Genomic DNA, 25,723 nt, shown 5'->3' with positions numbered 1-25,723 from the left:
TCAGATACCTCCCATGACAGATGAGATATAGCCGCTTTGATCGATGAATGCAAGGGCGGCAGGCTCAATAAGAAGATTCACCACAAGATCCGGGAAGAGACCAAAGAGGATGATCAGAACCGCAAGGAGCCCCATGCCGATGAGCATCGGGAGCGGTACCTCCTTCACCTCTGCATACTGCGGAAGCTTCGGCCCCATGAAGATCGAATGGAATACCTTCACAAATGATGCGAGGGTCATGATTGAGACGACCATCGCGATCACCGATATATATGGATTGAATATAAAGACCGACTCATAGATAAGTATCTTTGATGCAAAGCCATTAAATGGCGGTATACCGGCAATGGCAAGTGCCGCGATGATGAAGAATCCCATCGTCCATTTCATCGAATGGCCGAGGCCGCCGAGTTCGTTCAGATTCCTCGTCCCACACCGGTAGATGACTGCCCCGGCGATCAGGAAGAGGAGACCCTTGTAGAGGGCATAGTTGATGATATGGAAGATACCTCCTTCCATTGCGACGAGGCCAAACTCATTCATCATCTGTGTATCCCCAAGGACCGCAACACCAACGCCAAGACCGACCAGCATGTAGCCGATCTGCGAGACCGAGTGATAGGCCATCAGCCGTTTGACATCTTTCTGCGGTAACGCCATCGATACTCCGATGAACATCGAGAGGACACCAAGGATGATGATGATCCATCCGATCGTCACGACATTCATCGTCACCCCGTAGAGTGAGAAGGCGACACGGAAGATGGCGTAGAGGCTTGCCATACTCGAGACGATCAGGATCGCCGTGATCGAGGAGGGTGCACTGGAGTAGGTATCCGGTGTCCAGAAGTGCATCGGAACCGATCCCGCCTTCATAGCAAGCGAGGTTATCATCAGGACGAGTGCAACCAGTGACAGTCCGGTCAGGTCAATGACGGATGCGATATATGCAATATTCAGCGAGTTATACTGGCCATAGAGCATCCCGACGGCAAAGAGGAAGAAGAGACCTGCAATCGTTGAGATGAACGCATACTTCAGACCACCTTCCACCGAGAGTCCCTTATTGATCCGGTAGGCAGCAAGTGCGGCACCGGCAAGAGAGTTGATCTCAAGGAAGACGAAGAAGTTGAAGAGATCCCCTGTCGTCACCATCCCGAAGATACCGACCATCATCAGGAAGAGGAGGGCATAGTATCCGTCCTGGCCGGTCTGCTCGGACTCGCTCGATAACGAGTAGAGGACGACGGCAAACATCATGATCGCTGCTGTCAGGACCATCAGCGCGGACATCGCATCGATCACAAAGAGGATCCGTATCGGGACCCCGCCAGAGTCAAATGGAATAGCTACCGAGGGATCAAGTGCACCAAAGGCATAGATGATCGTCCCATTGACCAGAACCTCATAAACGAGGACGAGGGCAGCAGTCACGGTTCCGGCCATCGCGATGATTGCAAGGCTGTTTCTGATCTTTCTTCCAATCATCCCGACGAGGGGCATCGCAAATGCCGCGATGAGCGGCAATGCGACGAGGAGTGCTACAGACTGGCTCATTCGCGCAGCCTCCGGATATCTCCGGTCTCAACAGATCCATATTTTCGATACAGCATAATAGCAAACGCAAGCAATAGCGCAGTCGTTGCAAAGCCGATGACGATATTCGTCACCGTCATCGCCTGCACAGTTGAGAGGACCATGACTCCTTCAGGTGCATTCGTATAGATCGGGGCAATCCCTCCCTCCCTGTACCCGAGGGTCACCAGGAAGAGGTTTGCAGATCCTGTCAGGATTCCAAGGCCCATGATCATCTTGATGAGGTTCTTCTTCAGGAGTATTGTTGCAATTCCGATCCCTGCGAGCAGGACCACGGCAAGGTATGGCAGCTGGGTGAGCATCAGATCTTCTCCTTAATTCCTGAGAGGAGTGCGAGGAGGATGACGCTGGCCGCACCCACCACCTCGATCCCAACGGCAAGATTCATGATCGGGATCAGACCTGCCGTGTTCAGATTTGCAAAAGACGATCCCACCTCAACAATATCTCCAAAGAGTAATCCACGTGGCGAGAGCCAGTTGTAGAAGTATCCTGCTCCAAGAGCCATAGCTGAGAGAGCGGTGATGCCAAAGAGGAGAAGACCACCCGATTCAAGCGTCTTCATCATCGTCTTCCTGACATATCTCGTGCTCTCCTGGTATCGGTATGCAAGAAGGAGGAGGAGCATCGCGGACGCAAGGATTGCACCTCCCTGGAAACCTCCGCCCGGTGTCAGATGTCCATGGATGATAATATAAAATCCATACACCAGAATGAATGGAAATGCGAGATCAGCCGTTGTACGGACAATTCTGCTCATCTGCATTCAGTCATCCCTCCGTCGGCGAAAGATGAGCGTCGTTCCGAGTGCCGCGGTGAAGAGGACTGCCGCCTCACCGAGTGTATCGAGACCACGGTAGTCGAAGAGGACGGCGGTGACGATATTATTTGCACCGCTCTCCCTCTGACTGTTCTCGATAAAGTAGTCGTCCATCGGTGTCGGACCGGGATCTCCAAACGAGAGACCCGTGACGATGACACCAAGCATCATGACCGTAAGCAGCGTCAGCAGAATCGAGAGTGTTCGTCTCATATGCCATCACCTTCTCTTCTGACTGTCCCACGGATAGCAATCATAAAGGCAGCTGTTGTCAGACCCGCTCCGATAGCAGCTTCGGCAAGGGCAACATCAGGAGCCTGGAGGATATAGAATTCGATTGCCAGCAGGAAGCTGAATATTGCAAAGGCAATTGCCGCTGATAAAAGGTCACGGAATGCAAATACCAGCCCCGCCGAGATGATGATCCCGGAGAGGATGATCAGATGCAGGATCATCTCAATCACGCCGCTTCACCTCCGCGAGCCGATCGACGACTGCCGGATCAGGTCTGACACCGCTTCTGTGGGCAGCCCGTGCGATTGCATGGGAGCCGGTAGCATTTGTAAAGGCCAGGGCGATGACAGCGATGGCGGTATGGATGGCAAGCGTCAGGTACTGTGCATCACCTGTTCCGCTCAGCATCCCGGCGGCATAGAGTATCACACCGAGTGAGATAAAAATCGTCCCAAATGTCGTCATCTTGGTTTCTGCATGGAGACGGGTGTACACATCCGGGAACCGGAGGATACCGATCGCTCCAAGTGCATTGAATAGAACACCGATCACGATACAGATCAATGCTGCGGTTGTAATCATAATTCTCCTCCGATATACTTTGAAATGGCAAGTGTTCCAAGGAATGAGAGGAGGGCATAGACGATCGCGACATCAACAAAGATCGTCTGGCCCAGGTACACAGCCAGCAGGATCATCGACCCGACCATCAGGGTATTGATGGTATCAAGGGCAACAACCCGGTCCGGAATCGTCGGTCCGATGGCAAGCCTGATACCTGCAACAAGGATCAGGAGCAGCATTGCGAGGATAGCTGCATAAAAGATATCGATCATTCAGCAATCCTCCGGATCCATCCAGGAATATTAAAGAAGGTGAAGAGCTCCCCGGAGTCGACAATCTTCTCAGTACGGAGCGTTTCCGGAACATTAATGAGATGGACATAGAGATCCCGGCTCTCCTCATCGAGATCCACAGAGAGGGTTCCTGGCGTGAGCGTGATCGAGTTTGCCAGAAGAAGAAGCCCGAGATCGGTTGTCATCCCCGTTCGCACCCTGATGATCCCCGGATGTACGCGCCCTGTGATAACCCGGATCGCAACATCGATGTTTGCCCGCGCCATCTCGATGAGTAACGGAACGGCCGCATAGACGAGGAGGAGAAGAATCCGGATCGGGTTTGCCATCCGCAGGCTTTCTGATCTGCAGAAGATACGATATGATGCTATCCCGACGATGATGGCAATGATCGCCCCGGCCACCAGTTCGGCCCCGGACCAGAGCAGTATATCACCTGAACCTGCTGTCAACAGCAGGTACGCCACAAATGCGGCGACCATGGTTGCCAGAAGGCGGATCACGGGTGTTCAACCCCCCTTGCGCGACGACGTTGTGTCGTGCTTTGATAAAAGGAAAACAGCATCGGCTCTGCAATAAGCCCCTGCCTGAAGTTTATCATGATCAATAGTGATCTTTTAACTAAAATATTGCTTTCCATCCGTCCACTGCGGAGAGAGTCTTTTTTTGCACTGCCCGGGTATGCCTGACTCATCTCCGGCAGATGGATGTCGTGGAAGAAGACAATCGACTATTTAATCGATCTGGCACAACCTGTAATGGATGAAATCACCCTATCTCGGAGCAATTCCCCTCCGCTGGTGTGATGCCTGCCATGTACCGGTCCTTGGAAAGCGGTGCGCCTGTGGCGAGAAGACGCGCGCTGTCGGCATTACTCCTCCCGGAGATGCACGCCCGGCGTTTCCATCCGACATCCGGCGCATCAACCAGATATTTGAGGATGCCTTCGGAGCCAGGCTGATTCCGGACGGCCACCTGGTTATCCTCAACAAAGTCCCCGACGATGATCGGATGGAGGAGATCATCCTTGGGGGGGCAGTTGTTGGTGCCATACGGTATCTCCCCCTTGAGAACCGGTGGGAAGCCCTTCCCAGACCGCATGCCGCCACGCTTCTCACCCCGGCGAAACGGTATCTCGTTGTTACTGATGAAGCCGCTTCCTTCATCCGGGAAGGTTCCAGTGTCCTCGCACCCGGACTCATCAGTATTGATCAGCACGTCATGGCAGGCGACGAGGTCTTCGTTATGACTCCTGATGGAACCTGCGTCGGTGTCGGCCGGGCAAAGATGAGCGCAGAGGAGGCGACAGCCATCTCTCGCGGCCAGATCGTCCGGCTCAGGAAGAACAGTCCGCATATCTTCATCCCGGGACCTGCGACCTGGGAGGATGCCGTACGGGCGAACCGGGAAATCCTTTCCCGGATGGAGGAAGATTCGATCACCTTCATCCGGGATGTCGCAGAGGCAGAGACTCTTCCGGTCACCGTCTCCTACTCGGGTGGGAAAGACAGCCTTGTAACCCTCATCCTCGCCAATAAGGCGCTCGGGTCGGTCCCCCTCATCTTTGCCGATACCGGACTTGAGTTCCCCGAGACCTATGAGAATATTGAAGAAATACAGAAGAGATACACCTGCACCGTGCTGAAGGGTGATGGAGAGGGCGGGTTCTGGAAAGGCTTTGCAGAACATGGCCCTCCGGCTGTGGATCTCCGCTGGTGCTGTAAGGCATGTAAGCTGACGCCGGTGAAGGATCTGATCGATCAGCACTTTGGTGAATGCCTCTCCCTCATCGGCCAGCGGAAGTACGAATCTGCAAAGCGGATGCAGAGCAGACGGGTCTGGAGGAATCCAAATGTTCCAAACCAGCTCTCCGCAGCCCCGATTCAGAACTGGAATGCAATGCATGTCTGGCTCTACCTCTTCCAGGAAGATGCACCATATAACACCCTCTATGAAGAGGGTCTTGATCGGATCGGCTGCTATATGTGCCCGTCCAGCGATATAGCCCACCTGATACTGATCGAGGAGCGGTACCCCGATCTCTGGTCAGGCTGGCGCACCGCTGTGCTGGAGTGGGGCCGGCAGGCTGATATAAAAGAGGAATGGTTCCTCTCCGGTGCATGGAGAAAGAACCGGGGGAAGATGCATGACGAAGATAGCCATTATTGATTACGGTCTTGGAAATCTCAGATCGGTCCTCCGGGGCATTGAGCGTGCAGGGGCAGAAGCCGTCATCACACACAATGATGACGAGATCGCGTCTGCAGACGGGATCATCCTCCCCGGGGTCGGCGCATTCAGGGAGGGGATGGAGAAACTCGCCCCTCTCCGGGAGACTATCATCAGATCCGCAGGGGATGTTCCACTCCTTGGTATCTGCCTTGGGATGCAGATGCTGATGGAGGAGAGTGAGGAGCATGGGATGCATCAAGGCCTTGCCCTCATACCCGGGAGGGTACGCCGGTTTCATCCTGAGCCTGGGATGAAGGTTCCCCATATGGGATGGAACACGATTCATCAGACACTCCCTGATGATCCGCTGCTCGACGGCGTCCCTGACGGAAGCTATCTCTATTTTGTTCATTCATATTACGTCGATACACCCATCCGGAACCGGCTCTGTGAGACGGAGTATATCGTCAGGTATGCTTCAGCGGTAAAAAGAGATCAGATCTATGGCGTCCAGTTCCATCCTGAAAAGAGTGGGGCAACCGGACTGCGGATCCTTGAAAATTTTATCAATCTCGCTTAATTTCTTTCCCTGCGCCAATTGATCGCTTCATAGAGCATCATGGCGACCAGGACGAGGCAGCCCCCGAGGAAGAAGGCGGTGACGAACTCATGCATCAGGGGGGGGAGTGCCGCCGCATCACCGGCCATTCTTGTCGCAGCGGGCATCGTTTCTGGTACAGTCAGCACCAGATAATCATCTGCCAACTCTCTCTTTGAGAGGGATGGCAGGTAGAGCGAGAGGAGTGCGGTTCCGGCGACGAAGACCCCAAGCGTGGCAGCATACTTCTTCACAAGACCGATTGCACTCTTCCTCTGCGGAGCCACAATCAGAACCTGATTCTTCAGTGCATAGAGCTTCACCTCACGCCCTTTTGCACTCCAGCGGGTATCCACAACCTCGATCACCCCGGCATCAAGGAGATTTCCGAGATGATACTTTGCGGTTGTAAGTGGAATATGCAGCTCTTCTGAGAGGGCTGTTGTGCTCTTTGGAGCGTCCGCAAGCCCCCTGAGGAGATCACCCGCGGTCGGGCTTGCCATTGCACGGGCGACCTTCTGTGCCTGTTCATCTCCGGGCTCAAGGAAGACAATCTCGTCAGTCATGGAGTGTTGCCCTGATCAGTTCATCGGCCTTGTGGAGCGCTTCAGCGATTCCCGCCTCGTCCTGTCCTGCACCCTGGGCAAGACCCGGTTTACCGCCCCCTTTTCCGCCAAGCATGGAACAGATATCCCGCACGATCTCACCGGCATGGACCCGTTCATCACCCGAACCCATCACAACCCCGAGACCACCGGTCGTTGAGATGAAAAGGGCTATCCCCTTGCGATCCGCGATACCTGTCGCCACCTGGACGAGCTCTTTTCTGGGGAGATCGACCTGCTGAATGATCACTTCGATGCCATTGACGAGATCACCGGTGAGGCTCTGCAGCTTCATCTCTGCGAGACGGGACTCCATCTCATCGATCACCTTCCCTCGCTCCTTCCATTCCGTGAAGAACCGATCGACGGCCTGTGGGAGATGCTCGACCTGAACCGAGAGGGTTCCGGCGGATTCATTGACGATATCCTGGAGATGCTGCATTGCATAAATGGCTGCAAGGCCTGCTGAAAACTCTATCCTCTCGATACCATCCTGGATATGCTCGATCCTGAGTATCTTGATGATACCGACCTCACCACTGCTCCTGCAGTGGGTTCCCCCGCATGCCTGCACTTCAGTGCCCATCTGGACAATCCTGAGATCCTTCCCTGGAGGGACCCCGCCCTGATAGAGGCTGAATCCGTACTTCTGCTCGGCGCGGTTGCGCTCCTCCACCTTGATGAAGACCGGGGTGTTCTCCATGATCAGATGGTTGGCGGCGATCTCGATCCGTTTCAGCTCGTCTGGTGTGATGTGGTTATAATGCCGGATATCAAGCCGGGAGCTTTCGATACCGTTCTGTGATCCCGCCTGGTGGACATGGGGCCCAAGCACCTCCTTGCATGCTTTTAGGAGGAGATGGGTCCCGGTATGGTGGCGCATCAGCGACCAGCGGCGCTCCTCGTCGATGATCCCCTTTACCCGCTCACCGCGCTTCAGGACCCCGCCCTTGATCCGGTGAAGGATTCGATCATTCTTTGTGATCACCTCATCAACCCGGACGACATTATTTGCGGTCACCAGGGTTCCGGTATCTGATGGCTGTCCACCTCCCTCGGGATAGAAGAGTGACTGGTCAAGGACGACATGGCCGTCGAAATGATCGAGGACGATCCCCTCAAACTCAAACTCGCATGTCCGTTCATAATAGAGTTTCTTCGTCGGGGGCAGGCTGGCGATTCTGTCGGTAAACCGGGCGACCTCAGACTCTTCAACCAGCTCTTCAAGCTCTGAGTGCTTATCTGCAATGATGGAGTCGAGGTCATCCGGGAGATCGAACTCCGCCCCCTCCTCGGTCAGGATATCGCGCATCAACCCGGTTGGAATCCCATGCGATTCATAGAGGGTGATCATCTCTGCAAGGGGTACAGGCTCATTCTTCTTCTTATGGCTCTGGGCTACCCGTTGAACGACACGCTTTCCGCGGGCGATGGTTGTATCGTATTTGGCTGTCTCCCGCTCAATAATCTCGCGGATGATCTCCTCTTTCTGTTCGAACTGACCAAGTCCTATCTCATTCATCTGGAAGAGGACGAGATCTGCGAGGTTCTCATCAAGATTGAGTTCGCTCATCATTCTGAGGCTTCGCCTGAGGACGAGACGGGCAAGATATCCTTCACGGACATTGGATGGAACGATACAGTCCCCGAGCATATAGCCAAGGCACCGGGTATGATCGCAGAGTGCATAGATCCCCTCAATGGGAACGATCATCTCCTCGAGCTTTGGAACGCTCACACCGACCGATGCTGCCACCTTCTTCCGGAGATCGGAAAGCTTCTCTCCCCGGATCTCAATTAGGCCGGCAAACTTCGCATTCAGGCTGAGGATATCGGTAAATTCCTCATTATTAAGTCGATCCTCAAGGCCGGCCGAGGTCATCAGCCGTGAGACCATATCAGGGAAGACCGCATCATAGATCGTCGGCGATCCCTTTGATGCCCAGACGAAGCGTTCAAGGCCATATCCGGTATCGACGATGCGGAGTTTCATCGGGTAGTAATCCTTCCCATCGATCATCGTCGGGGTGCCGGCGGTCTTCGTCCTTCCAAGGTTCATGAAGACGAGGGTGGCGACTTCAAGGCCGCCGATGAGGACCTCAACGCTCGGCCCTGCATTCCCTCCACCATACCAGGGGTGCTCCTTGAAGGTAACGGCATCAAGATTCCCGCCGATGGAGGTGATGAAGTCTGAACAGAGCTCAAGGGTTTCATCCTTCCAGTATATCTCCTCCTCATCTGTGTTGAAGGCATGATGCGCCATCATCTCAAAACAGGTGAGATGGCGACCGGATCTCCCGACCGCATCGAGATCATTGAGCCGTATACAGGGCTGGGAGATGGTGAGGGGGTTTGCCGGAGGTGGGACAACTCCGCCTGTGACGAACGGCTGGAAGTCAGCGATGGATGCGATGGTCAGATAGATGTCATCCCTCCACCGTGCAGCGACAGGATAGCGTTCGATCCGGGTGTGGTCATTTCTCTCAAAGAAGGAGAGGAAAGCCTCGCGCATCTCATCGGTCGAATGTGGGGAGAAGACGGGCTCTCCGATAAACTTGTATGGCTCGCAGGGTGCGTCACCACATAATTCCCGATCAGGGTTCAGTGTCCAGAAGGCGGAACCACAGGATCTGCAGACCTTTCTGGAAAACCCCTTCGATCGAAAGTAATCCAGCTCGTATTCTTCCTCAAGCATGTAAAACCACGTGCTTGCTATACTTTCTGTCCGTCACCATAAATTGTTTCTTGTTCTCCTGTGCCCTTCTCTTTGTAATAGAGATCAAACTCCTCAAAGAGAGAGCAGCACCGGGCGATCCTGACTGCAATACTATGCCAGCATTCACCGCCTCTATACAGGAAATCCTCGCAGGTACAAAAACCGTCTTCGACGATGTATTCATCCCTCCTTCCGACGACTACCCAGAAATCGATATATTTCTTCACATTCCCATGCTCTACAGCGAGGATCGCCTTCTCTCCCCGTTCCTGGTAGGCATGAATAATCCCACGCCTCCCCTCATCTGTGAGACGTTTCTCTGATTGCAGAAGAACCCAGGGGTTGATCATGGCAAAAGACAGCTCTCTGGTGGATCATCAATATACGTCCACCCCATCCTCTCTGCGATGGCTCGCATTCCCGGGGATTCAAGGGTGTAATGCGTTGCCTCGATACATGGAAGCGGGGCCTCCCGGGCTATGCTATGCTTCATCTCGGATGATATGAAGAGCTCTGCTCCGAGATCCCTGGCTTCTTCCATCAGGTCGGGCTGAAATCCTGATCCCCCGACAACCGCAACCCTGCCGGGATCATCAATGGTGCCGTAGATGCGAACCCCGCAGGAGAGTCGGGAGATCAGCTCCGGGAGGGTGAGCTGGCAGTCGCCGACGATGCCGAGGCTCATCCTCTTCCTGTTCGTCAGGCCAAGCATATCGGCGAGGCTGTCGTTGATCCCTCCCTCCGCATGATCGAAGTTTGTATGCATCACAAAGAGGTTGATCCCATTCCCAAGAAGTGTTCTGAGAATATGCGCGGTGGTGCCGGTGATCCTGGTGACAGGGGTGAAGATGGGGGTGTGATGCACGACAAGCATATCCGCACCCAGAGAGGCGGCTGTATTGACGACCCGCCGGGTCGGATCGAGTGCGGCACAGACGGTCGTCAGCTCTTCCGACCCCTCGACGACGAGCCCGATCTTTCCCGTATCAAACTCCTCTGCCAGAGCCGCAGGGGCAATTCTCTCCATTTCGTCGAGAAACGCCGATATCTTCATACATACGTAATTGATCAATGTGGCAATAGGTCTTATGGAGAGTTTTATTACTCATAGGTATAATCGACATCATTATTAATGCAGGATAGAGATAATTGGTATGGAAAAGTCCATCGATGAGATTAATACCAGAATTCGCGATGGAAGTGCCGTTGTTGTCACCGCTGAGGAGATGCCGGATATCGTCTCGGAACTGGGCGAGGAGGGTGCGCTCAGGGAGGTCGATGTCGTGACAACCGGTACCTTCGGTGCGATGTGTTCGTCAGGCGCCTTCTTCAACTTTGGCCATGCCGATCCTCCAATCCGGATGGAGCGTCTCTGGCTGAATGATGTCGAGGCGTATGCCGGGATCGCCGCAGTTGATGCCTATATCGGGGCGACCCAGGAGTCGACGACCGAAGGCATCGGGTACGGCGGTGCCCATGTCCTTGAGGATCTCGTCTCCGGCAGGCAGGTTGAGCTCCGGGCAATCTCAAAAGGGACCGACTGCTATCCACGGAGGACTCTGACCACCGATCTCCTCCTCGATGATCTGAACCAGGCGATCATGGTCAATCCGAGGAATACGTACCAGTGTTATAATGCCGTGACGAACCGGTCTGATCGGACACTCAACACCTATATGGGGACCCTCCTCTCCAATACCGGGAATATCTCATACTCGGGCGCTGGTCTCCTATCCCCGCTCGCAAACGATCCAACACTCTCCCTCATCGGCGGGGGGGTTCCGATCTTCCTCGGAGGTGGAAATGGCATGGTCGTCGGTGAAGGGACCCAGAGCTCTCCGGCAAATGGATTTGCAACCCTGATGGTGAGCGGGGATCTCAAAGAGATGAACCCGGACTACCTGCGTGCGGCAAGCATCACCGGCTATGGTGTCACCCTCTATATCGGTCTTGGGATCCCACTCCCGGTTCTCAACACCGATATCGTCAGGAACACCGCCGTCCGGGATGAAGATATCGTCACATCGATCGTCGATTACGGTGTGCCGCGACGGGACCGGCCTGTCCTCAGGACGGTCACCTATGCCGAACTGAAGAGCGGGAGCGTCGAGATCGATGGTGAGATGATCCGGACATCCCCGATATCAAGCTTCAGCAAAGCGCGAAAAGTTGCTCATGACCTCAAGGAGAGAGTCGAGGCGGGGGCATTCACTCTGGCACTCCCGACGATGACGATCAATAACCAGAAGAGGAACCGGCCGATGAGGGAGACGGCCAGAACCCCGCGGGTACGGGAGATTATGAATCCGGCGGTTGTGACCATCACCGAGAATGAGCTTGTGAAGACTGCCGCAAAGAAACTCCTCAAAGGGGAGACGAACCATCTTCCGGTCATCGACCGGGAGGGGAGACTTGTTGGGATCATAACGACCTATGATGTCTCCAAGTCTGTTCTTCGTGACGGGGATGCACTCACTGTCTCAGAGATCATGACAAAGAAGGTTGTCACCATCTCGGCAGATGAGGCCGTCGATCTCGCTGCACAACGCCTTGAACAGAATAATATCAGCGCCCTCCCGGTTGTGGACTCGTCACACCATGTCATCGGGATACTCAACGCGGTGGATCTTGGAAAACTCATCCAGCGGAGGTGGCAGCCATGAAACTCTTCATCACCGTTCCGCGTGAGGTGATCAAGCAGCCACTCATCGCCCAGGTCGTCCTTGAGACGGGTGTGCTGATAAATGTCGAGCGGGCGCATATCGACTCGACCGAGGGCTGGATCCTCATTGATATCCCTGATGCGGAGGGGGACCGGATATCAGCCAGGCTCATCGAACACGGGGTGCATGTGAAGAAGCTTGAGAAGGCCGTCATCCATGACGAATACGAATGTGTCGATTGTGGTGCATGTATCAGTATCTGCCCCCAGGAGGTCTTCTCTTATGATGAGGAGTATCATCTCGTCATAACGGATGATCGCTGCATCCTCTGCGGCAGGTGTGTTCCGGCCTGTCCGCACCAGGCACTCTCCCTCAGGCAATGATCAGGCGGCATTTCCAGCACCGCCAGACGATCACAACCATCCATGCGGACTGTGAGGAGCATATCGAGGCGGCACGGGGGGGTATTCTCGATGCACGGAAGGCTGTCGAGGGGGTCTGTGCCACCGATCCCTTCTTCGCCTCGACCTTTGATCCCTATGATCCGGGATCAGATCACCCGGTGATCCGCCGTATGGTCGCAGCAGCAGATGAGGCGGGTGTCGGGCCGATGGCAGCGGTTGCGGGTACCATCGCCTGGTCAGGTGTGGAGGCGATGGTTGATGCAGGGGCGGACTGTGGTATCGTCGATAATGGGGGTGATATCGCCCTCATCTCTGATCGGGATCTCAGAATCGGCATCTATGCCGGAGAATCAAACCGGAATTCTGCATTTCTGATGCCACCGCAGAAGAAGATAACCGGGATCTGTACGTCCTCGGCGACGGTCGGCCCTTCGATATCGCTTGGTTCAGCAGATGCAGTCACCGTCTTCTCCGGGAATGTGGCGGCTGCGGATGCATGGGCAACCGCACTCTGCAACACTCTCACCCCTGATGATCTCTCACCCCTCCCTCTTCTTGTAGAGACTGGTGTCATCGGAGTGATCGCTGTCTTTGGCGATGACATACTCCGGTGGGGGGCTGTCCCCCCCCTCGTCTCTGCCCGTATTGATCCAAATCTGATTACAAAAGGGATGTAGGGTTAATCCGCATTCTCCTGCGCATACCTGATCGCATCATGGTGGGCATTACGGCCTCTCATAGATGTGATCACCTCTTTATCACACCTGATACCAATGACCGGTGTCTCCCCCTCCATCATAAAAAAGAGATCATAATACTCTATCGTCTCAAGGAAGACACCCCGGACCAGGCCGGATGCCGGCTGAAGAAGGAGTCGATCCATGATCAGAACCGAGGGCTCCTCCTGAAAGGCATAGAGATAGACCTGGTACGCATTGAGGAAATCGGAGACGAGCAGCTCCTCCCTGATCTCCGGGTCCAGCTGGCCGATGGCCCGGGCGAGTCGCTGGTCGTCTTCATCTGCATATTCAAGGAGCTCATCTGCTATCTCAAAAAGAGAGATCGTTTCCTCCATAAGATATATGCTCACTTTAAACGCCATAATACTGTGTGAGAGACGAAGATATCGACTGGCAGATCTACCACCGGATCGCCCTTGGAGAGGCAGGCACCATCCCGGAACTCATCTCGATAACAGAGCTTGATGAAGAGGTGATCAGGGCATCGGTACAGCGGCTTGTCGGATACCTTCTCATCAGGCAGGAGGGGGAGCTCCTCCGTCCCATGGGGCTTGAGGAGATGCTCCTCTCCTGCAGGATCCGATATACAAAGGATCTTCCTGTGACTATTGAGAACGGTGTAATAAAAATCAGGAGTGATCATCATCATTGAGACATATATTCTGAGAATCGGCCACAGGCATGATCGGGATCAGCGTGTGACAACGCATGTCGGCCTGACCGGCAGGGCGCTTGGTGCGAAGGGGATGTACCTTGCTGCTGATGATCCGGGGGTCGTCGAGAGTATCAGAAGTGTTGCCAGGCGGTTTGGGGGGGACTATCATATTGAGGATGGTGTTCACTGGAGGCAGTGCATCCACGAATTCAAGGAGTCCGGAGGAATTGTTGTTCATCTGACGATGTACGGCCTTCGTATCCAGGATGTCATCAGGGAGATCAGGACTGCTCCGAAGGTTCTTATCATCGTCGGTGCAGAAAAAGTGCCGGGCGAGATATACGGACTTGCTGACTACAATGTCGGCGTCACCAACCAGCCTCACTCCGAGATTGCCGGACTCGCCGTCTTCCTCGATCAGCTGTATGAGGGAAGAGAGCTTGAGTGTGAGTTTCCGGATGCCGATATCCGTGTCATTCCGTGCGAACGGGGGAAGAATACGGTGGAGCTGTGAGGGAGACGGTACTTGTTGCCGGATATGCCACACGGCATGTCGTCTCATCCGCCTGGAGAGCGGGATACCGCGTCATCGCTGTCGATCACTTCTGTGATCTCGATTCCGGCTGGTATGTTGATGATTACGTGCGCTTTGAGGAGCTTACTGATCTCCCGGGTGCAATTAAGGAGATACGATCACGAAACAGGATCGATCATCTGGTTCTCACCTCGGGTGCTGAAGAGGTTGTCTGCCCTGGAATCTCCCGTGCCGGGACCAGTCCCCAGATCGTATCGCGGTTCATCGACAAGATGAAGACACAGGCATTCTTTGAGGGGATAGCTGTACCTCATCCCTGCCTTGCGGGCTGTGATACGTTTCCGGTCTTTGCCAAACCGATCACCGGGGCTGGCGGGTGGAGGAATGCCATCATCTCATCACAGGAGGAGATGGATGCATGGATTGAGATGATCGATCTCCCCTACATGACCCAGCAGATCATCGAGGGTACGCCTGCCAGTGTCTCGTGCCTCTCAGATGGGAGACGGGCCGTTGCGGTGACAGCAAACGAACAGATCCTCCGGGGTGAAGGCGAGGCGGGCTTTGGTTTTGCGGGGTCGATCACCCCCTGTGATCACCCGCTTGCCGGTGAGATGATGGACTGTGCCGAGAAGATAGCGGCGGCAACCGGCTGTGTCGGATCCATTGGGATCGATTTTGTCCTCTCTGATGAGGCGGTTGCGATTGAGGTGAACCCACGGTTCCAGGCAACCCTTGACACCGTTGAATCGGCAACCGGCATGAATCTCTTCTCCCTTCATATGCAGGCATGCGCCGGCATCCTTCCGGAGATGCGGCCAAAGCCCCGCAGGTATGCGGCGCGGCGCATTCTCTTTGCCGAAGATGACTGTATTCTCCTTCATGATCTCCGGAGATTCGGATCCTTCATCGCCGATATTCCTCCGATAGGGACCGAATTTTCCAGAGGAGATGCGGTTGTCAGTGTCTTTGGGTATGGTGGTACACGGGAGGCCGCCCTTGTGATGCTGGATAACCATATTAGTATCATAGCACCATATCTTGCGTAATGGAACGAGTGGAAGAACTTCTGCAGAATCCGGCCATTCATGAATTTTTCCTCCGTCTTGTGGGTGACGAGGGGATCCAGCTCATTGCCCGGTTTCCCGAGACCGGTGAGCACAGTGATGAGGCTCTTGCCGAGATCACCGGGATCAACCTCAACTCCGTCAGGCACAGCCTCTATACACTGTATGAACGGAGGCTGGCTGAGTACCGGAGAGTAAAAGACAATGAGACCGGCTGGCTCACCTACCTCTGGCACCTCAGGCTCGATAACCTTGAACCGGTCATCGCCGAGGATCTGGCAACCGTCAGGGAGAAGCTTGAGGCGCGGAGGCGCTACGAGGAGGAGAATGATTTCTACCTCTGCAAGACCTGTGGTGCGATGTATACCTTCAGCGAGGCGTTCCCACACGAGTTCTCCTGTGTGACCTGTGAGGTTCCACTCAGCCATTTTGATAATGAGGTGCTTGTCACCGCACTGAGACGGAGGCTTGCGGCAATCAATGAATCACTCGGTGATGCCTGACTGTATCTCCGAGGATGCCTGCATCGATCATCTTCTCGGTGCCGGGTGTACAAAGAAGGTGATCGCCCACTCCCGTGCCGTCAGGCGGGTGGTTGCTGACTATACCCATGATGAAGCGGTTATCCCCTGCCTTGCCCGGTGCGGGGCTCTTCTCCATGATATCGGCAGATCAGTGACGCACGACCTCGATCATGCAGAGGCTGGCGGGGATATCTGCCGGGAGCGTGGGATCCCCGAACTGCTCTCCCGGATCGTCGAATGCCATCTCGGGGCAGGCCAGACATCCGACGAATGCCTCCAGCTTGGTCTTACTCCCCGTGATGCCATGCCACGGACTCTTTCTGAGAAGATCGTTGCACATGCAGACAATTGTGTGAGGGGTTCATCGGAGATCCATATTGAGGAGCGGATGATCAGAATCGCTGATCTCCCCCGCACGAAGCGGAAGAGGACATACCGTCTCGCACTTGAGATGGAACTCTTTCGCTCCTGATCAGAGGATCAGTCTCATGACCTGGGGAAGTTTTCGCAGATCCTCTGCAACCCCGTGCGGGAGGGCTCCGTCGATGATCACCACAAGCTTCGGCTCTTCTGCATAGACCGGATCGGTCACAAAGAGCTGGCGTATCGGGATATCGTATCCTGCGAGGATGTTGACGACTGAAGCAACGATATGCTTGTCTGCGGCATTTTTTGGGAGGAGGGTGATGACGGCAAGGCCGAGATCCTCCGCGACCCGTGAGAGATCCGGTGTCACCCGGATATTACAGAAGACCCTACGGAGGTTCTCGTTCTCAAGGATACTGTGGGCAGTCGTATCAACGACCCTGCGGTCGACCCCGATTGCTCGCGCGACCTGCGTCGCCGGCATCTCAATTCCGTTTGCGGTGATCCTGCCTGCACTGTTGACACCAAACCCGTTTTCAAGGAGAAATCCGACAACTCTTCGTTGTGAGGGGGAATCTGCGAAGATTTCAACGATCTCAGACCACATAGACAGGAGATGATTGGCGCCATGAGTGAAAAAGGATCTTCTTTACGATGGGGTGAGGCAAAGGTGAATCGATAGGGTTTTTAAGGGGTGGTGCATATGTTATTAGGTCAAACTGTGCGAGGGTTGCCGAGCCAGGTCAAAGGCGCTAGGTTGAGGGCCTAGTCTCGTAGGGGTTCGCCGGTTCGAATCCGGTCCCTCGCATTTTCTTCTATCAATCAGTTCATGAGGTAACTCTCTCCTCACAAATCATTTTATTTTATCACGTCCAGATCCTCATCCATGCGATTAATTATCGAGGTCGAGGGAGCCCCGCAGAAGGTTCTCGGTCTCCGAAGAACCGGATCATACGATGAGATCGGACCGATGATCAAGGAGATCGCCTCCTATATTCAGGAGAAGGGAATAACTCCCATTGGACCGCCTGCCTACATCTGCCATGAGATGACACTGGAAGCGGTTCAGGCCGCGACAGAGACCGGTTCAGCTGATATTGAGGTGGTATTTCCGGTAGATGCCGGTGTCGAGGGGGAGGGGGATATACAGGCCTATGATCTTGCGGGCGGACGGATGGTCAGGATCATTCATATGGGGGCATACCGGGACTCTAAAGAGACCTATACCGAGCTCTTCAGCTGGCTTGCCGAACAGAATCTCTCCATCAATGGCCCCATCCGGGAGGTCTATATGAATGACCCCGAAACGACCGAGGAGGATCTCCTCGTCACCTGGATCTATGCCCCTGTCGGGTGATGGATCTCCTCTCTTCTTTCTTTAATACTACGATTTTTTCCGCAGTTTTCCATATCTATATCTTCTCCTCTGCCTGAAATACAATCTCAGGAGAAAGAGAATGAACCGATATCTCACTGGAGCTCTGCTTGTCGGGGGGCTGGTCGCCGCACTGATCATCGGGGCCGGATTCTATGATCGCCAGGCATCAGAACCAGCCGACGGGCCGATCCCGTTCGCCTCAGCAGATGAGGTCCGGGAGTTTCTGCAAACCGCGGATCAGGAGTATACGACCGGATGGAACGGTGGCCTCCGTATCCTTCCCGGAGCTATGACAAAAGACGCGGCAGCCATCGCGCCCCCCATGACCTCCCCGGTTATGGAGGGAGCCGGGAGCAGCCCCGAATATTCAACAACAAATATCCAGGTTGAAGGGGTGGATGAGGCGGACTTTGTCAAGAATGATGGTCGGTATATATACATCATCGCCGGGGGAAGATTGCTCATCGTTGATGCATATCCGCCGGAGAATGCACGTATCATCTCAAATACGACACTCTCCGGCACCCCTCGGGAGATGTATCTTGCCGGATCAACCATCGCGATCATCGCGGACATCACCGAAGAGTCTTTTATGGCGGTTGAAGGGAGTGCCGCGCCGGTCCCGGTCTATCGGCAGGTGACGGGCGTCTCCGTCTATGACTGTGCAGACCGGAGCCGGCCACGCCTCATCCGGGAGGTTTCTGCATCAGGGTCATACACCTCTTCCCGGATGACCGGGGGCGTCATCTATCTCGTCTCGCAGGAGTCCCCGCAGAGGCACGGGCCCGATATGCCACTTCCGATCATCCGGGACGGAGACCGGCATTATGATCCCGGGATCTGGCGGTTCGATGATCTCCCCGGCCCGTTCGTCTTCCAGACGATCACCGCATTCAGGCCGGCTGCGACGTCACCAGTCAGATCAGAGAGCTATCTTGTCGGGTACGGAACAACGATCTATGCAACACAGGAGAACCTGTATATCACCTACACCCACTATGGGGGCCAGCCATATGGGAGGACCGGCCCATCCACGATCATCCACAGGTTTGAGCTCAGGAGGGGCGATCCCATCTGGCGGCAGACGATGAGTGTTCCGGGGATGATGCTCAACCAGTTCTCGATGGATGAGTACAGGGATCATCTCCGGGTTGCAACCACCGTTGAAGAGTATGGGCGCGAAGGCATGCAGACCTCCTCACGGATCACCATCTTTGATCGATCCGGGAGAGTCACCGGCGAGATCACCGGCATTGCTCCGACAGAGCGGATCTTTGCGGCACGGTTCATCGGTGATCGCTGTTATCTCGTTACGTTCCGGCAGATCGATCCCTTCTTCGTCATCGATCTCTCAAATCCGGAGAACCCGTCCATTCTTGGTGAACTGAAAATCCCCGGATACTCAGATTACCTCCATCCCTTTGACGCAAACCATATCATCGGGATCGGAAAGGACACAAAGGAGACCGCATGGGGTGGGTTTACCACCACCGGCGTGAAGATCGCCCTCTTTGATGTCTCGGATGTAAAAAAGCCGGATCTGTTGGACTCGATCACCCTTGGCGGGATGGGGAGTGACTCCGAGGTTCTTCGTGACCACAAGGCATTCTACTTCAACAGGGAGATCGGCCTGATGGCGCTTCCGATCACGGTTGCAGATGGGTATGGCAGGGGGTACGTCTGGGAGGGGACCTATCTCTATACCATCTCTCCAAAGTCCGGGTTCACCCTTCATGGAACGATCCCCCAGTATACCGGCGATGCACCCCCGGAGCCCGGCCACTGGCCGACCGCCGTCCGGCGCTCCCTCTCGATAGGTGAAACCATTGCGACGATCTCTGACACGACCATCGTTGTAAGCGATCTTGGAGACCCGACAAAGCGGTATGCGGAGATCCCTCTCCCGGCAGGGGATCGGTGGGGATACGGGAGATGGCATCCCCCTGTTATGGCATTCTGATCCTCTCACCCCTTCTTCACCCACTGCATTATGATCTTTGTTGTCATAATCGCAACAAATAATTTATCAGATTGGAGATCCTATCTTCTACCGAGTAATCGTGAAGCCCCTCTTTCGCTATCTGTCAGATACCATCAATGCCAGGCCGGCCCTTGTCGCAGGTCTCTTCTTTGCATTGATTCTGCTTGCCTTCTACGGGACCGGTTTCCTTCATATGGCAACAGGATCCGAGACCTACCTCGATAAGAGTACCCGGCAGGGTGTCATCATGGAACAGTACCAGGATACCTTCCGGACCAACAACATCATGGTGATCATCGAATCAGACGATGTCGTTGATCCTGATACATTGCTGATGATCGATCAGCTCTCCTGGAGCCTTCAGAGGGAGCGATACGTCGCCAGTGCGTCCGGGATAACGGATCTCATCAGGATGATGAATGGCGGCACCATCCCCCGTTCGACCGGTGAGATATCGCAGATCCTCGATAATGCTCCGCCGGATATCCTTGACCGTGTCTATCCCTCCAATATGATGACGATCCTCATCGTCTCCCTTGAGCCTGGGACAAGTTCGGATGTACGGGAGAGTATCCTTCGTAACTTCGAGACGATCATCGGGATGACCGATCTCCCACCGGGTACTACCATCACCCTCTCTGGAGATGCGGCATTTGCCCAGCAGATGAAGGAAGAGATGAGGACCTCGATGGGGGTTTTAATCGGGGCTGCGATGATCCTGATGATAATCGCAGTGATGCTCCTCTTCTCCCACGTCAGCTACCGCCTCCTTCCGGTGGGTGTCGTTGCCATCGGCCTTCTCCTGACATTTGGGATGATGGGGCTCTTTGATATCCCGATAAGTATGGTGACCATCGGGGCATTCCCCGTTCTTATCGGTATCGGGATCGATTATGCCATCCAGTTCCATTCCCGTCTGGATGAAGAGCTTCGGAGACAGCCGATGGCCGGGGCCATCTGCTCAACCCTCACCAAGACCGGGCCGGCCGTCTTCTATGCGATGATCGCAACCTCGATGGGATTTATCGCAATGATGGTCTCTCCGGTTCCGATGGTCCGCGACTTCGGGTTGGTCTGTGTCATCGGCGTCGTCTTCTGTTATATTGCGGCGTTGATCATCGTCCCGACATTTGGTATTCTCATTGGCTATACCCCAAAACCTCCGAAAGGTGAGGGAGGGCTGATGAAAAGATATAACAACCTCCTTGGGAGGCTCGCCACAAAGATTGCCCGTGTCCCGATACCGGTCATCCTCGTCCTTGGGCTTGTCGCCCTTGCAGGTGTCCAGATGGACACCTATGTTCCGATATCCACCGATGAACATACGTTTGTACCAGATGATATGCCCGCTGTCGTTGATATCAAAAAGGTCACGCGGACGATGGGATCGACCCTCACCCTCCCCATCTATATCAGCGGGGATACTGTCCTCTCACCTGAAGGCATCCGGTGGATAGATGAATATGGGGAGTATGCGGTCGCGAAGCATGGTGAGATAACGCGGGTTCAGAGCATCACCACGTATATGCGCACCTACAATGATGGCCAGCTTCCGGAGACCAGAACCGAGATACGCGCCGTTCTTGAGAGGATACCTGAGGATACAAAGAAGCTCTATATCAATGGGAATAATGAAGCTGTGATCCAGTTCTCATTACTCCAGATGGAGACCGATCAGCAGAAATCACTCGTCGATCAGGTGCGATCAGATCTCCTCTTCATCGAGCCGCCGGTCGGTATCTCAGCAACTCCGACGGGTTCGGTCGAGCTCTTCACCACCCTCATCGATGATATCAGGAAAGGGAAGACGTATATGACCCTGCTTGGGTTCCTCCTCATCTTCGGGTTCCTCCTCCTCATCTACCGCAAAGCGAAGCTCGCTCTTACACCCCTGGTACCGATCATTATGATCGTCGGCTGGAACGGGCTGATCATGTACACCCTTCATATCGACTATACCCCGCTGACCGCGACCCTTGGATCGATGGCGATCGGGATCGCCTGTGAATATACCATCCTGATCATGGAGCGGTGCCAGGAGGAGCTGGATAAAGGTCTCCCCCTCTATGATGCCATCAACACAAGTGTCGCCCAGATAGGATCGGCGATCACCGTCTCCGGCCTGACAACCGTCTTTGGGTTCTCAGCCCTCCTCCTCTCAAGCTTTAACATCATCAGCAACTTTGGGATGGTCACTGTCATCACCGTCGGCTTCTCCCTCATCGGGGCGATCATCGTGATGCCCGCAGTGCTTGCCATTGCAAACCGGGATGCAATAGCCAGATAACACCCATCTTTTTTGCTTCTTCATCCACACCAGTAAAGAATGAATCCTGACTGCATGCGTGAAGCGATACGGTCCGCCCGTCAAGGGATTAGCAAAGGGCAGACTCCCTTTGGTGCCTGCATCGAATGCAATGGCCGGATCATCGCCTCTGCCCATAACCGGGTCTTCGCAGGAACCGACAGCACGGCACATGCCGAGATCGTCGCCATAAGGGAGGCGCAGGAGAAGCTTGGCACAATTGATCTCTCAGGCTGCACCATGTATGCAACAACCGAGCCTTGCCCGATGTGCTTTGCCGCATGCCACTGGGCAAAGATCAGCAGGATCGTCTACGGCACCTCAATAGAGGATGTCAGAGCTCTCGGCTTCTCTGAGATGACCATCTCAAATATCAGTATGCAGGAGTTTGGAGGGAGCCGGATGGAGATCATCGGCGGGTATCTCATTGAAGAAAATCAGGCCCTTCTCCGCGAATGGGCAGAGATGCCGGATCGAAGAGTTTACTGAAGTCGTGGGGGAAGGCTGCACCGGCACTGTCCTATCGTGACTGCGACGGTGATGGTGAGGAGGGCCGGGAAGAGGAAGGCCATGGTGAATGTTCCAAATTCGGCAATAAAACCTGCAAAGAAGGGGAGAAGTGCAAGCCCCCCATAGGTCGAGGTATTCAGGATCCCCATCATGATCCCCTGGGGTGCTCCTGTACCGGCAAGGAACGTCATCTGCGCAATAATCGCAAATCCGGCAAATGCCCCCATGATCGGAAAACCCCAGGGAGATATGAGGCATAGGAGAGCTGCCGATCCGACACCGACTGCAGCAATACGTATCGTGATGATCGGCTCAAGCCTGAACCGGGAGACGATCAGGACCGACACCATCGTTGCCAGATTCATGCTTGCGATGAAAACTCCTGTGAGGAGCGGATTGTGGCCGCCAAACTCAGGATAGAGTGAGGTGAGTGCGCCTGTTGTACCGACGATGATAATGGCTGAGTACCAGAGCCACCTGTATTCTGTCAGGTAGAAGGGAATATTTGAGGGGGCGGCCTTCTTTCCGACCCTTTCGTCCATCCTGACAGCCAGGATACAGACGATCCCTGAGAGGATGGTAAAGACGAAGAGCCCGGCCCGTGGGTCGCTGAGAATGGAGACGATCCATCCTGTTCCTGCGAGGCCTGCGAGGAGACCGGCGTTCAGGGCAGCCATGAAGTATCCGGCAAGACGGGTGTGATCGGGCCGGGCATTCAGAAGCGACATCGCCGATGCAATGAAGAGACCTGCACCGATCCCTTCTATGAAGCGGGCAAGGATGATCAGAAGTGGTGAACCGACAAAGATCAGGATCATTCCTGAGAGGAGGGTGATCACAAGCCCGGTCTGGATAAGCGGCGTCGGTCCGATCCGGTCGCTTGCATAGCCTGCCGGGAAGACGGTAATGAGGGCTCCAAAAAAGTATGCCGAGAAGATGATCCCCTGGAGAACGGACCCCTCCCCAAAAGCAGGAAGTACCGGCACTACCGCATTGGAGAGTGCCATTATTACAAATACCCCTGCGATCGGGGGGAGGAGGTTCTTCATTAATCCTGATTATGCGTGATGCTTCTTTAAACCATTCGATATGTCTCGAGGTTCATCGGTGAATGTGTCTGGATATGGAATTTCTTATAGATCGAACTGGCGAGATCAATTGTCTTGCTCTCCTCACCATGGATACAGAAGATCTTCTCCGGCTTTGGCTGCATATGGCTGACGAAGCTCATCAGCTGCCGCCGGTCTGAGTGGCCTGAGAATCCTTCCACCGTCGTTACCTCGAGGTTGATGGTGATACTACCCTTCGACCCATAGGGGATCTCCCGCCACCCCTTCTGAATCCTGCGTCCAAGTGTTCCATCTGCCTGGTATCCGACGAATACGAGGGTATTACGCTCGTCTGCGGCGAGGTTCTGGAGATAATCTATCACAGGACCTCCATTCATCATTCCTGATGTGGTGATGATGACGGAAGGCTCACCATTAATGACCGCCTCACGTTTCTCGCCTGAATCCACCTGTTCGAAGCACTCGGAGAGGAACGGGTTTAACCCCTCCCTGAAGATCTGGTTTCTGAGCTCCGAATTGAGGTATTCAGGATAGGTCGTATGGATCGCTGTCGCCTCTTTGATCATTCCGTCAAGATAGACCTTCATCCGGGGAAGAACACCCTTCCGGATCCCCTCTTCGAGTGCGAGCATGACCTCCTGCGATCTGCCGACGGCAAATGCGGGGATGATGACCTTGCCACCACGTTCGACAGCGCGCCTGATCACATCATAGAGGCGTGACTCGGCATCCTTCCTCGATGGTGTCGAATCCTGTGATGCGCCATATGTGCTCTCCATGAAGATCGCTTCAAGCCTTGGAAAATGAGCGTTTGCAGGGTTGAAGAGGCGGCTCTTTCCGTAATTGAAGTCCCCGGTAAATGCGATATTATACAGTCCGTCACCGACATGGAAGTGGGCGATGGCTGATCCAAGGATATGGCCTGCATTATGGAAGGTCAGCTTGATATCCGGTGCGATATCCGTCACGGATCCATAGTTTAAGGTGATGGAATGTTTGACGTACTGCTTCACTTCATTTGAGGTATAAGGAGCAGGCCGATCCTCTTTCCTGATCACCTCAAGATAATCGAGCTGGAGCATCGATGAGAGATCCCGTGTCGGAGGGGTGGCATAGATCGGGCCATTGAATCCATACCGGAAGAGGAGAGGGATAAGGGCACAGTGATCAAGGTGGGCATGGGTGAGGACGACGGCGTCAAGATTTGTGAGTGGATGAATCTCAGGGACGCCCAGGTATGGTGTCGCCCCATTTGTGGCACCTGGTTTCTCTCCGCAGTCGATGAGTATCCTGCTCTCCGGGGTTGAGAGGAGGAAGGCTGCCCTGCCAACCTCCCTGCAGCAGCCGAGGGTTGTGACCCGGACCCATTGATCCTTTGCAAGGATGTCGCGATGGATCCGTCTGCCGCTTGCACGGAGGAACTCTTTTCGTTCATCCCGGATTGCCCGGAGATACTTCCTGATCTGTTTCACTGTTGAGCTCTCAATCGGGGGTGTCCGGACAACCTTGGGTGTCCACCCGATGCTCTTTGTAATATCCCGGAGTGTCGCACCGTTCTTCCCGATGACGACACCCGGCTTCTCGGCTTCGATCAGGACTTCCCCGGTATCGGGGTCAAAAAAGATATCGGTAATACCTGCATTCTCCGGAACGATCTCTTTGATATCGTCATATGCACGCTCCGGATCCTCAAGGACCGTAGGACGGACGACGATCCGCTTCCTCAGGTCCCGGGCAAGAACACGGATAAGATCCGCCTGATCAGCAAACTGCTTGGGATCATCGGTATAGATAACCAGCTCAGGCCCTTCAAATTCGACATCCGAGACCTTTATACCTGCAGGTACCTTACGGTTGATAAGCTCTTTCAGCTCTTTGAGTCTGTCCTCAATCAACATGGAATCTTCCTAAAAAAGTTTGTAAAAAA

Annotated in this window: 30 protein-coding genes and 1 tRNA gene; 15 read left to right on the top strand and 16 right to left on the bottom strand. The window is 54.5% G+C overall.

Features of this window, described 5'->3' with window-relative positions; all coding sequences use genetic code 11:
* The 8 genes from J2T58_RS05550 to J2T58_RS05515 are packed head-to-tail and all read right to left on the bottom strand — an operon-like array spanning position 1 to position 4,010.
* Positions 1-1,557, bottom strand: coding sequence for a proton-conducting transporter transmembrane domain-containing protein (locus J2T58_RS05550; RefSeq protein ID WP_253488065.1), 1,557 nt, complete (start codon positions 1,555-1,557; stop codon positions 1-3).
* Positions 1,554-1,898 (bottom strand): sodium:proton antiporter, encoded by a 345-nt coding sequence (locus tag J2T58_RS05545; protein ID WP_253488063.1) that lies wholly within the window; start codon positions 1,896-1,898, stop codon positions 1,554-1,556. The genes J2T58_RS05550 and J2T58_RS05545 overlap by 4 nt, the downstream gene beginning before the upstream one ends.
* Entirely contained in the window at positions 1,898-2,356 is a 459-nt protein-coding gene (locus tag J2T58_RS05540) for an MnhB domain-containing protein (protein WP_253488062.1), read from the bottom strand. Before J2T58_RS05540 ends, J2T58_RS05545 begins: the two co-directional genes overlap by 1 nt.
* Before the next feature lie 6 nt (positions 2,357-2,362).
* Positions 2,363-2,629, bottom strand: a complete 267-nt coding sequence (gene mbhE / locus J2T58_RS05535) for a hydrogen gas-evolving membrane-bound hydrogenase subunit E (protein ID WP_253488061.1) — start codon at positions 2,627-2,629, stop codon at positions 2,363-2,365.
* On the bottom strand, positions 2,626-2,871 hold the full coding sequence (locus J2T58_RS05530; RefSeq protein WP_301287487.1) for a hydrogenase subunit MbhD domain-containing protein: 246 nt from the start codon (positions 2,869-2,871) through the stop codon (positions 2,626-2,628). Before J2T58_RS05530 ends, mbhE begins: the two co-directional genes overlap by 4 nt.
* A gap of 1 nt (position 2,872) precedes the next feature.
* Positions 2,873-3,232, bottom strand: coding sequence for a monovalent cation/H(+) antiporter subunit G (gene mnhG, locus J2T58_RS05525; protein ID WP_253488059.1), 360 nt, complete (start codon positions 3,230-3,232; stop codon positions 2,873-2,875).
* Positions 3,229-3,486: a monovalent cation/H+ antiporter complex subunit F gene (locus J2T58_RS05520; RefSeq protein ID WP_253488058.1), complete on the bottom strand. Its 258-nt coding sequence runs from the start codon at positions 3,484-3,486 to the stop codon at positions 3,229-3,231. Before J2T58_RS05520 ends, mnhG begins: the two co-directional genes overlap by 4 nt.
* Entirely contained in the window at positions 3,483-4,010 is a 528-nt protein-coding gene (locus J2T58_RS05515) for a Na+/H+ antiporter subunit E (protein WP_253488057.1), read from the bottom strand. The genes J2T58_RS05520 and J2T58_RS05515 overlap by 4 nt, the downstream gene beginning before the upstream one ends.
* Before the next feature lie 259 nt (positions 4,011-4,269).
* On the opposite strand from J2T58_RS05515, the gene J2T58_RS05510 reads away from it, so the two are divergent.
* The gene (locus tag J2T58_RS05510; protein ID WP_253488055.1) at positions 4,270-5,676 is read left to right on the top strand and encodes a phosphoadenosine phosphosulfate reductase domain-containing protein; all 1,407 of its coding nucleotides are present in this window, start codon (positions 4,270-4,272) and stop codon (positions 5,674-5,676) included.
* The gene (gene hisH, locus J2T58_RS05505; protein WP_253488053.1) at positions 5,654-6,259 is read left to right on the top strand and encodes an imidazole glycerol phosphate synthase subunit HisH; all 606 of its coding nucleotides are present in this window, start codon (positions 5,654-5,656) and stop codon (positions 6,257-6,259) included. The genes J2T58_RS05510 and hisH overlap by 23 nt, the downstream gene beginning before the upstream one ends.
* On the opposite strand, the gene J2T58_RS05500 is transcribed toward hisH, so the two are convergent.
* Genes J2T58_RS05500 through J2T58_RS05485 form a run of 4 tightly spaced genes read right to left on the bottom strand, consistent with a single transcriptional unit; the run spans position 6,256 to position 10,652 of the window.
* Positions 6,256-6,843 carry an ArsR/SmtB family transcription factor gene (locus tag J2T58_RS05500; RefSeq protein WP_253488051.1) on the bottom strand — a complete coding sequence of 196 codons (588 nt, stop codon included), beginning with the start codon at positions 6,841-6,843 and terminating at the stop codon, positions 6,256-6,258. The two genes, hisH and J2T58_RS05500, sit on opposite strands and share 4 nt — an antisense overlap.
* Positions 6,836-9,577 carry an alanine--tRNA ligase gene (gene alaS / locus J2T58_RS05495; RefSeq protein ID WP_253488049.1) on the bottom strand — a complete coding sequence of 914 codons (2,742 nt, stop codon included), beginning with the start codon at positions 9,575-9,577 and terminating at the stop codon, positions 6,836-6,838. The genes J2T58_RS05500 and alaS overlap by 8 nt, the downstream gene beginning before the upstream one ends.
* A 17-nt stretch (positions 9,578-9,594) precedes the next feature.
* The gene (locus J2T58_RS05490) at positions 9,595-9,948 is read right to left on the bottom strand and encodes an SWIM zinc finger family protein (protein WP_253488048.1); all 354 of its coding nucleotides are present in this window, start codon (positions 9,946-9,948) and stop codon (positions 9,595-9,597) included.
* Positions 9,945-10,652 carry a Nif3-like dinuclear metal center hexameric protein gene (locus tag J2T58_RS05485; protein ID WP_253488047.1) on the bottom strand — a complete coding sequence of 236 codons (708 nt, stop codon included), beginning with the start codon at positions 10,650-10,652 and terminating at the stop codon, positions 9,945-9,947. The genes J2T58_RS05490 and J2T58_RS05485 overlap by 4 nt, the downstream gene beginning before the upstream one ends.
* A gap of 100 nt (positions 10,653-10,752) precedes the next feature.
* On the opposite strand from J2T58_RS05485, the gene J2T58_RS05480 reads away from it, so the two are divergent.
* The 3 genes from J2T58_RS05480 to J2T58_RS05470 are packed head-to-tail and all read left to right on the top strand — an operon-like array spanning position 10,753 to position 13,342.
* Positions 10,753-12,261: a homocysteine biosynthesis protein gene (locus J2T58_RS05480; RefSeq protein ID WP_253488046.1), complete on the top strand. Its 1,509-nt coding sequence runs from the start codon at positions 10,753-10,755 to the stop codon at positions 12,259-12,261.
* Positions 12,258-12,644, top strand: a complete 387-nt coding sequence (locus tag J2T58_RS05475; RefSeq protein ID WP_253488045.1) for a 4Fe-4S binding protein — start codon at positions 12,258-12,260, stop codon at positions 12,642-12,644. The genes J2T58_RS05480 and J2T58_RS05475 overlap by 4 nt, the downstream gene beginning before the upstream one ends.
* On the top strand, positions 12,641-13,342 hold the full coding sequence (locus tag J2T58_RS05470; RefSeq protein WP_253488044.1) for a UPF0280 family protein: 702 nt from the start codon (positions 12,641-12,643) through the stop codon (positions 13,340-13,342). Before J2T58_RS05475 ends, J2T58_RS05470 begins: the two co-directional genes overlap by 4 nt.
* Before the next feature lie 2 nt (positions 13,343-13,344).
* Here the strand turns inward: J2T58_RS05470 and J2T58_RS05465 are convergent, their stop codons facing one another.
* Complete coding sequence (locus J2T58_RS05465; protein ID WP_253488043.1) at positions 13,345-13,740, bottom strand: hypothetical protein; 396 nt, start codon at positions 13,738-13,740, stop codon at positions 13,345-13,347.
* 35 nt (positions 13,741-13,775) lie between these two features.
* Between J2T58_RS05465 and J2T58_RS05460 the strand changes: the two genes are divergently transcribed.
* Genes J2T58_RS05460 through J2T58_RS05440 form a run of 5 tightly spaced genes read left to right on the top strand, consistent with a single transcriptional unit; the run spans position 13,776 to position 16,658 of the window.
* Positions 13,776-14,057: a MarR family transcriptional regulator gene (locus J2T58_RS05460; RefSeq protein WP_253488042.1), complete on the top strand. Its 282-nt coding sequence runs from the start codon at positions 13,776-13,778 to the stop codon at positions 14,055-14,057.
* Positions 14,050-14,574 (top strand): tRNA (cytidine(56)-2'-O)-methyltransferase, encoded by a 525-nt coding sequence (locus tag J2T58_RS05455; protein ID WP_253488106.1) that lies wholly within the window; start codon positions 14,050-14,052, stop codon positions 14,572-14,574. Before J2T58_RS05460 ends, J2T58_RS05455 begins: the two co-directional genes overlap by 8 nt.
* Positions 14,571-15,644, top strand: coding sequence for an ATP-grasp domain-containing protein (locus tag J2T58_RS05450; protein WP_253488040.1), 1,074 nt, complete (start codon positions 14,571-14,573; stop codon positions 15,642-15,644). Before J2T58_RS05455 ends, J2T58_RS05450 begins: the two co-directional genes overlap by 4 nt.
* Complete coding sequence (locus J2T58_RS05445; protein ID WP_253488037.1) at positions 15,644-16,165, top strand: transcription factor; 522 nt, start codon at positions 15,644-15,646, stop codon at positions 16,163-16,165. The genes J2T58_RS05450 and J2T58_RS05445 overlap by 1 nt, the downstream gene beginning before the upstream one ends.
* A complete protein-coding gene (locus J2T58_RS05440; protein WP_253488035.1) occupies positions 16,143-16,658 on the top strand; it encodes an HD domain-containing protein in 516 nt (171 codons plus the stop codon). The genes J2T58_RS05445 and J2T58_RS05440 overlap by 23 nt, the downstream gene beginning before the upstream one ends.
* Here the strand turns inward: J2T58_RS05440 and trpY are convergent, their stop codons facing one another.
* A complete protein-coding gene (gene trpY / locus J2T58_RS05435; protein WP_253488032.1) occupies positions 16,659-17,159 on the bottom strand; it encodes a TrpY family transcription regulator in 501 nt (166 codons plus the stop codon).
* Between the two features lie 116 nt (positions 17,160-17,275).
* On the opposite strand from trpY, the gene J2T58_RS05430 reads away from it, so the two are divergent.
* From J2T58_RS05430 to J2T58_RS05410, 5 genes are all read left to right on the top strand, one after another.
* Positions 17,276-17,360 (top strand) — tRNA-Leu (locus tag J2T58_RS05430).
* A 78-nt stretch (positions 17,361-17,438) separates the two neighbouring features.
* On the top strand, positions 17,439-17,909 hold the full coding sequence (locus J2T58_RS05425; RefSeq protein WP_253488030.1) for a GyrI-like domain-containing protein: 471 nt from the start codon (positions 17,439-17,441) through the stop codon (positions 17,907-17,909).
* Between the two features lie 100 nt (positions 17,910-18,009).
* On the top strand, positions 18,010-19,890 hold the full coding sequence (locus J2T58_RS05420; RefSeq protein ID WP_253488028.1) for a beta-propeller domain-containing protein: 1,881 nt from the start codon (positions 18,010-18,012) through the stop codon (positions 19,888-19,890).
* Between the two features lie 100 nt (positions 19,891-19,990).
* Positions 19,991-22,198 carry an efflux RND transporter permease subunit gene (locus J2T58_RS05415; protein WP_253488026.1) on the top strand — a complete coding sequence of 736 codons (2,208 nt, stop codon included), beginning with the start codon at positions 19,991-19,993 and terminating at the stop codon, positions 22,196-22,198.
* Positions 22,199-22,237: 39 nt separating this feature from the next.
* On the top strand, positions 22,238-22,705 hold the full coding sequence (locus J2T58_RS05410) for a nucleoside deaminase (RefSeq protein ID WP_253488024.1): 468 nt from the start codon (positions 22,238-22,240) through the stop codon (positions 22,703-22,705).
* Here the strand turns inward: J2T58_RS05410 and J2T58_RS05405 are convergent.
* Both J2T58_RS05405 and J2T58_RS05400 read right to left on the bottom strand, forming a co-directional pair.
* Positions 22,699-23,775, bottom strand: a complete 1,077-nt coding sequence (locus tag J2T58_RS05405) for an MFS transporter (protein ID WP_253488023.1) — start codon at positions 23,773-23,775, stop codon at positions 22,699-22,701. The two genes, J2T58_RS05410 and J2T58_RS05405, sit on opposite strands and share 7 nt — an antisense overlap.
* Before the next feature lie 26 nt (positions 23,776-23,801).
* Positions 23,802-25,694 carry a beta-CASP ribonuclease aCPSF1 gene (locus J2T58_RS05400; RefSeq protein WP_253488022.1) on the bottom strand — a complete coding sequence of 631 codons (1,893 nt, stop codon included), beginning with the start codon at positions 25,692-25,694 and terminating at the stop codon, positions 23,802-23,804.
* Between the last annotated feature and the right edge of the window lie 29 nt (positions 25,695-25,723).

Source organism: Methanocalculus alkaliphilus, from assembly GCF_024170505.1.
Taxonomy (GTDB): domain Archaea; phylum Halobacteriota; class Methanomicrobia; order Methanomicrobiales; family Methanocorpusculaceae; genus Methanocalculus; species Methanocalculus alkaliphilus.
The sequence above is the reverse complement of the archived record's forward strand: the minus strand, read 5'-3'. Positions and strand labels throughout refer to the sequence as shown.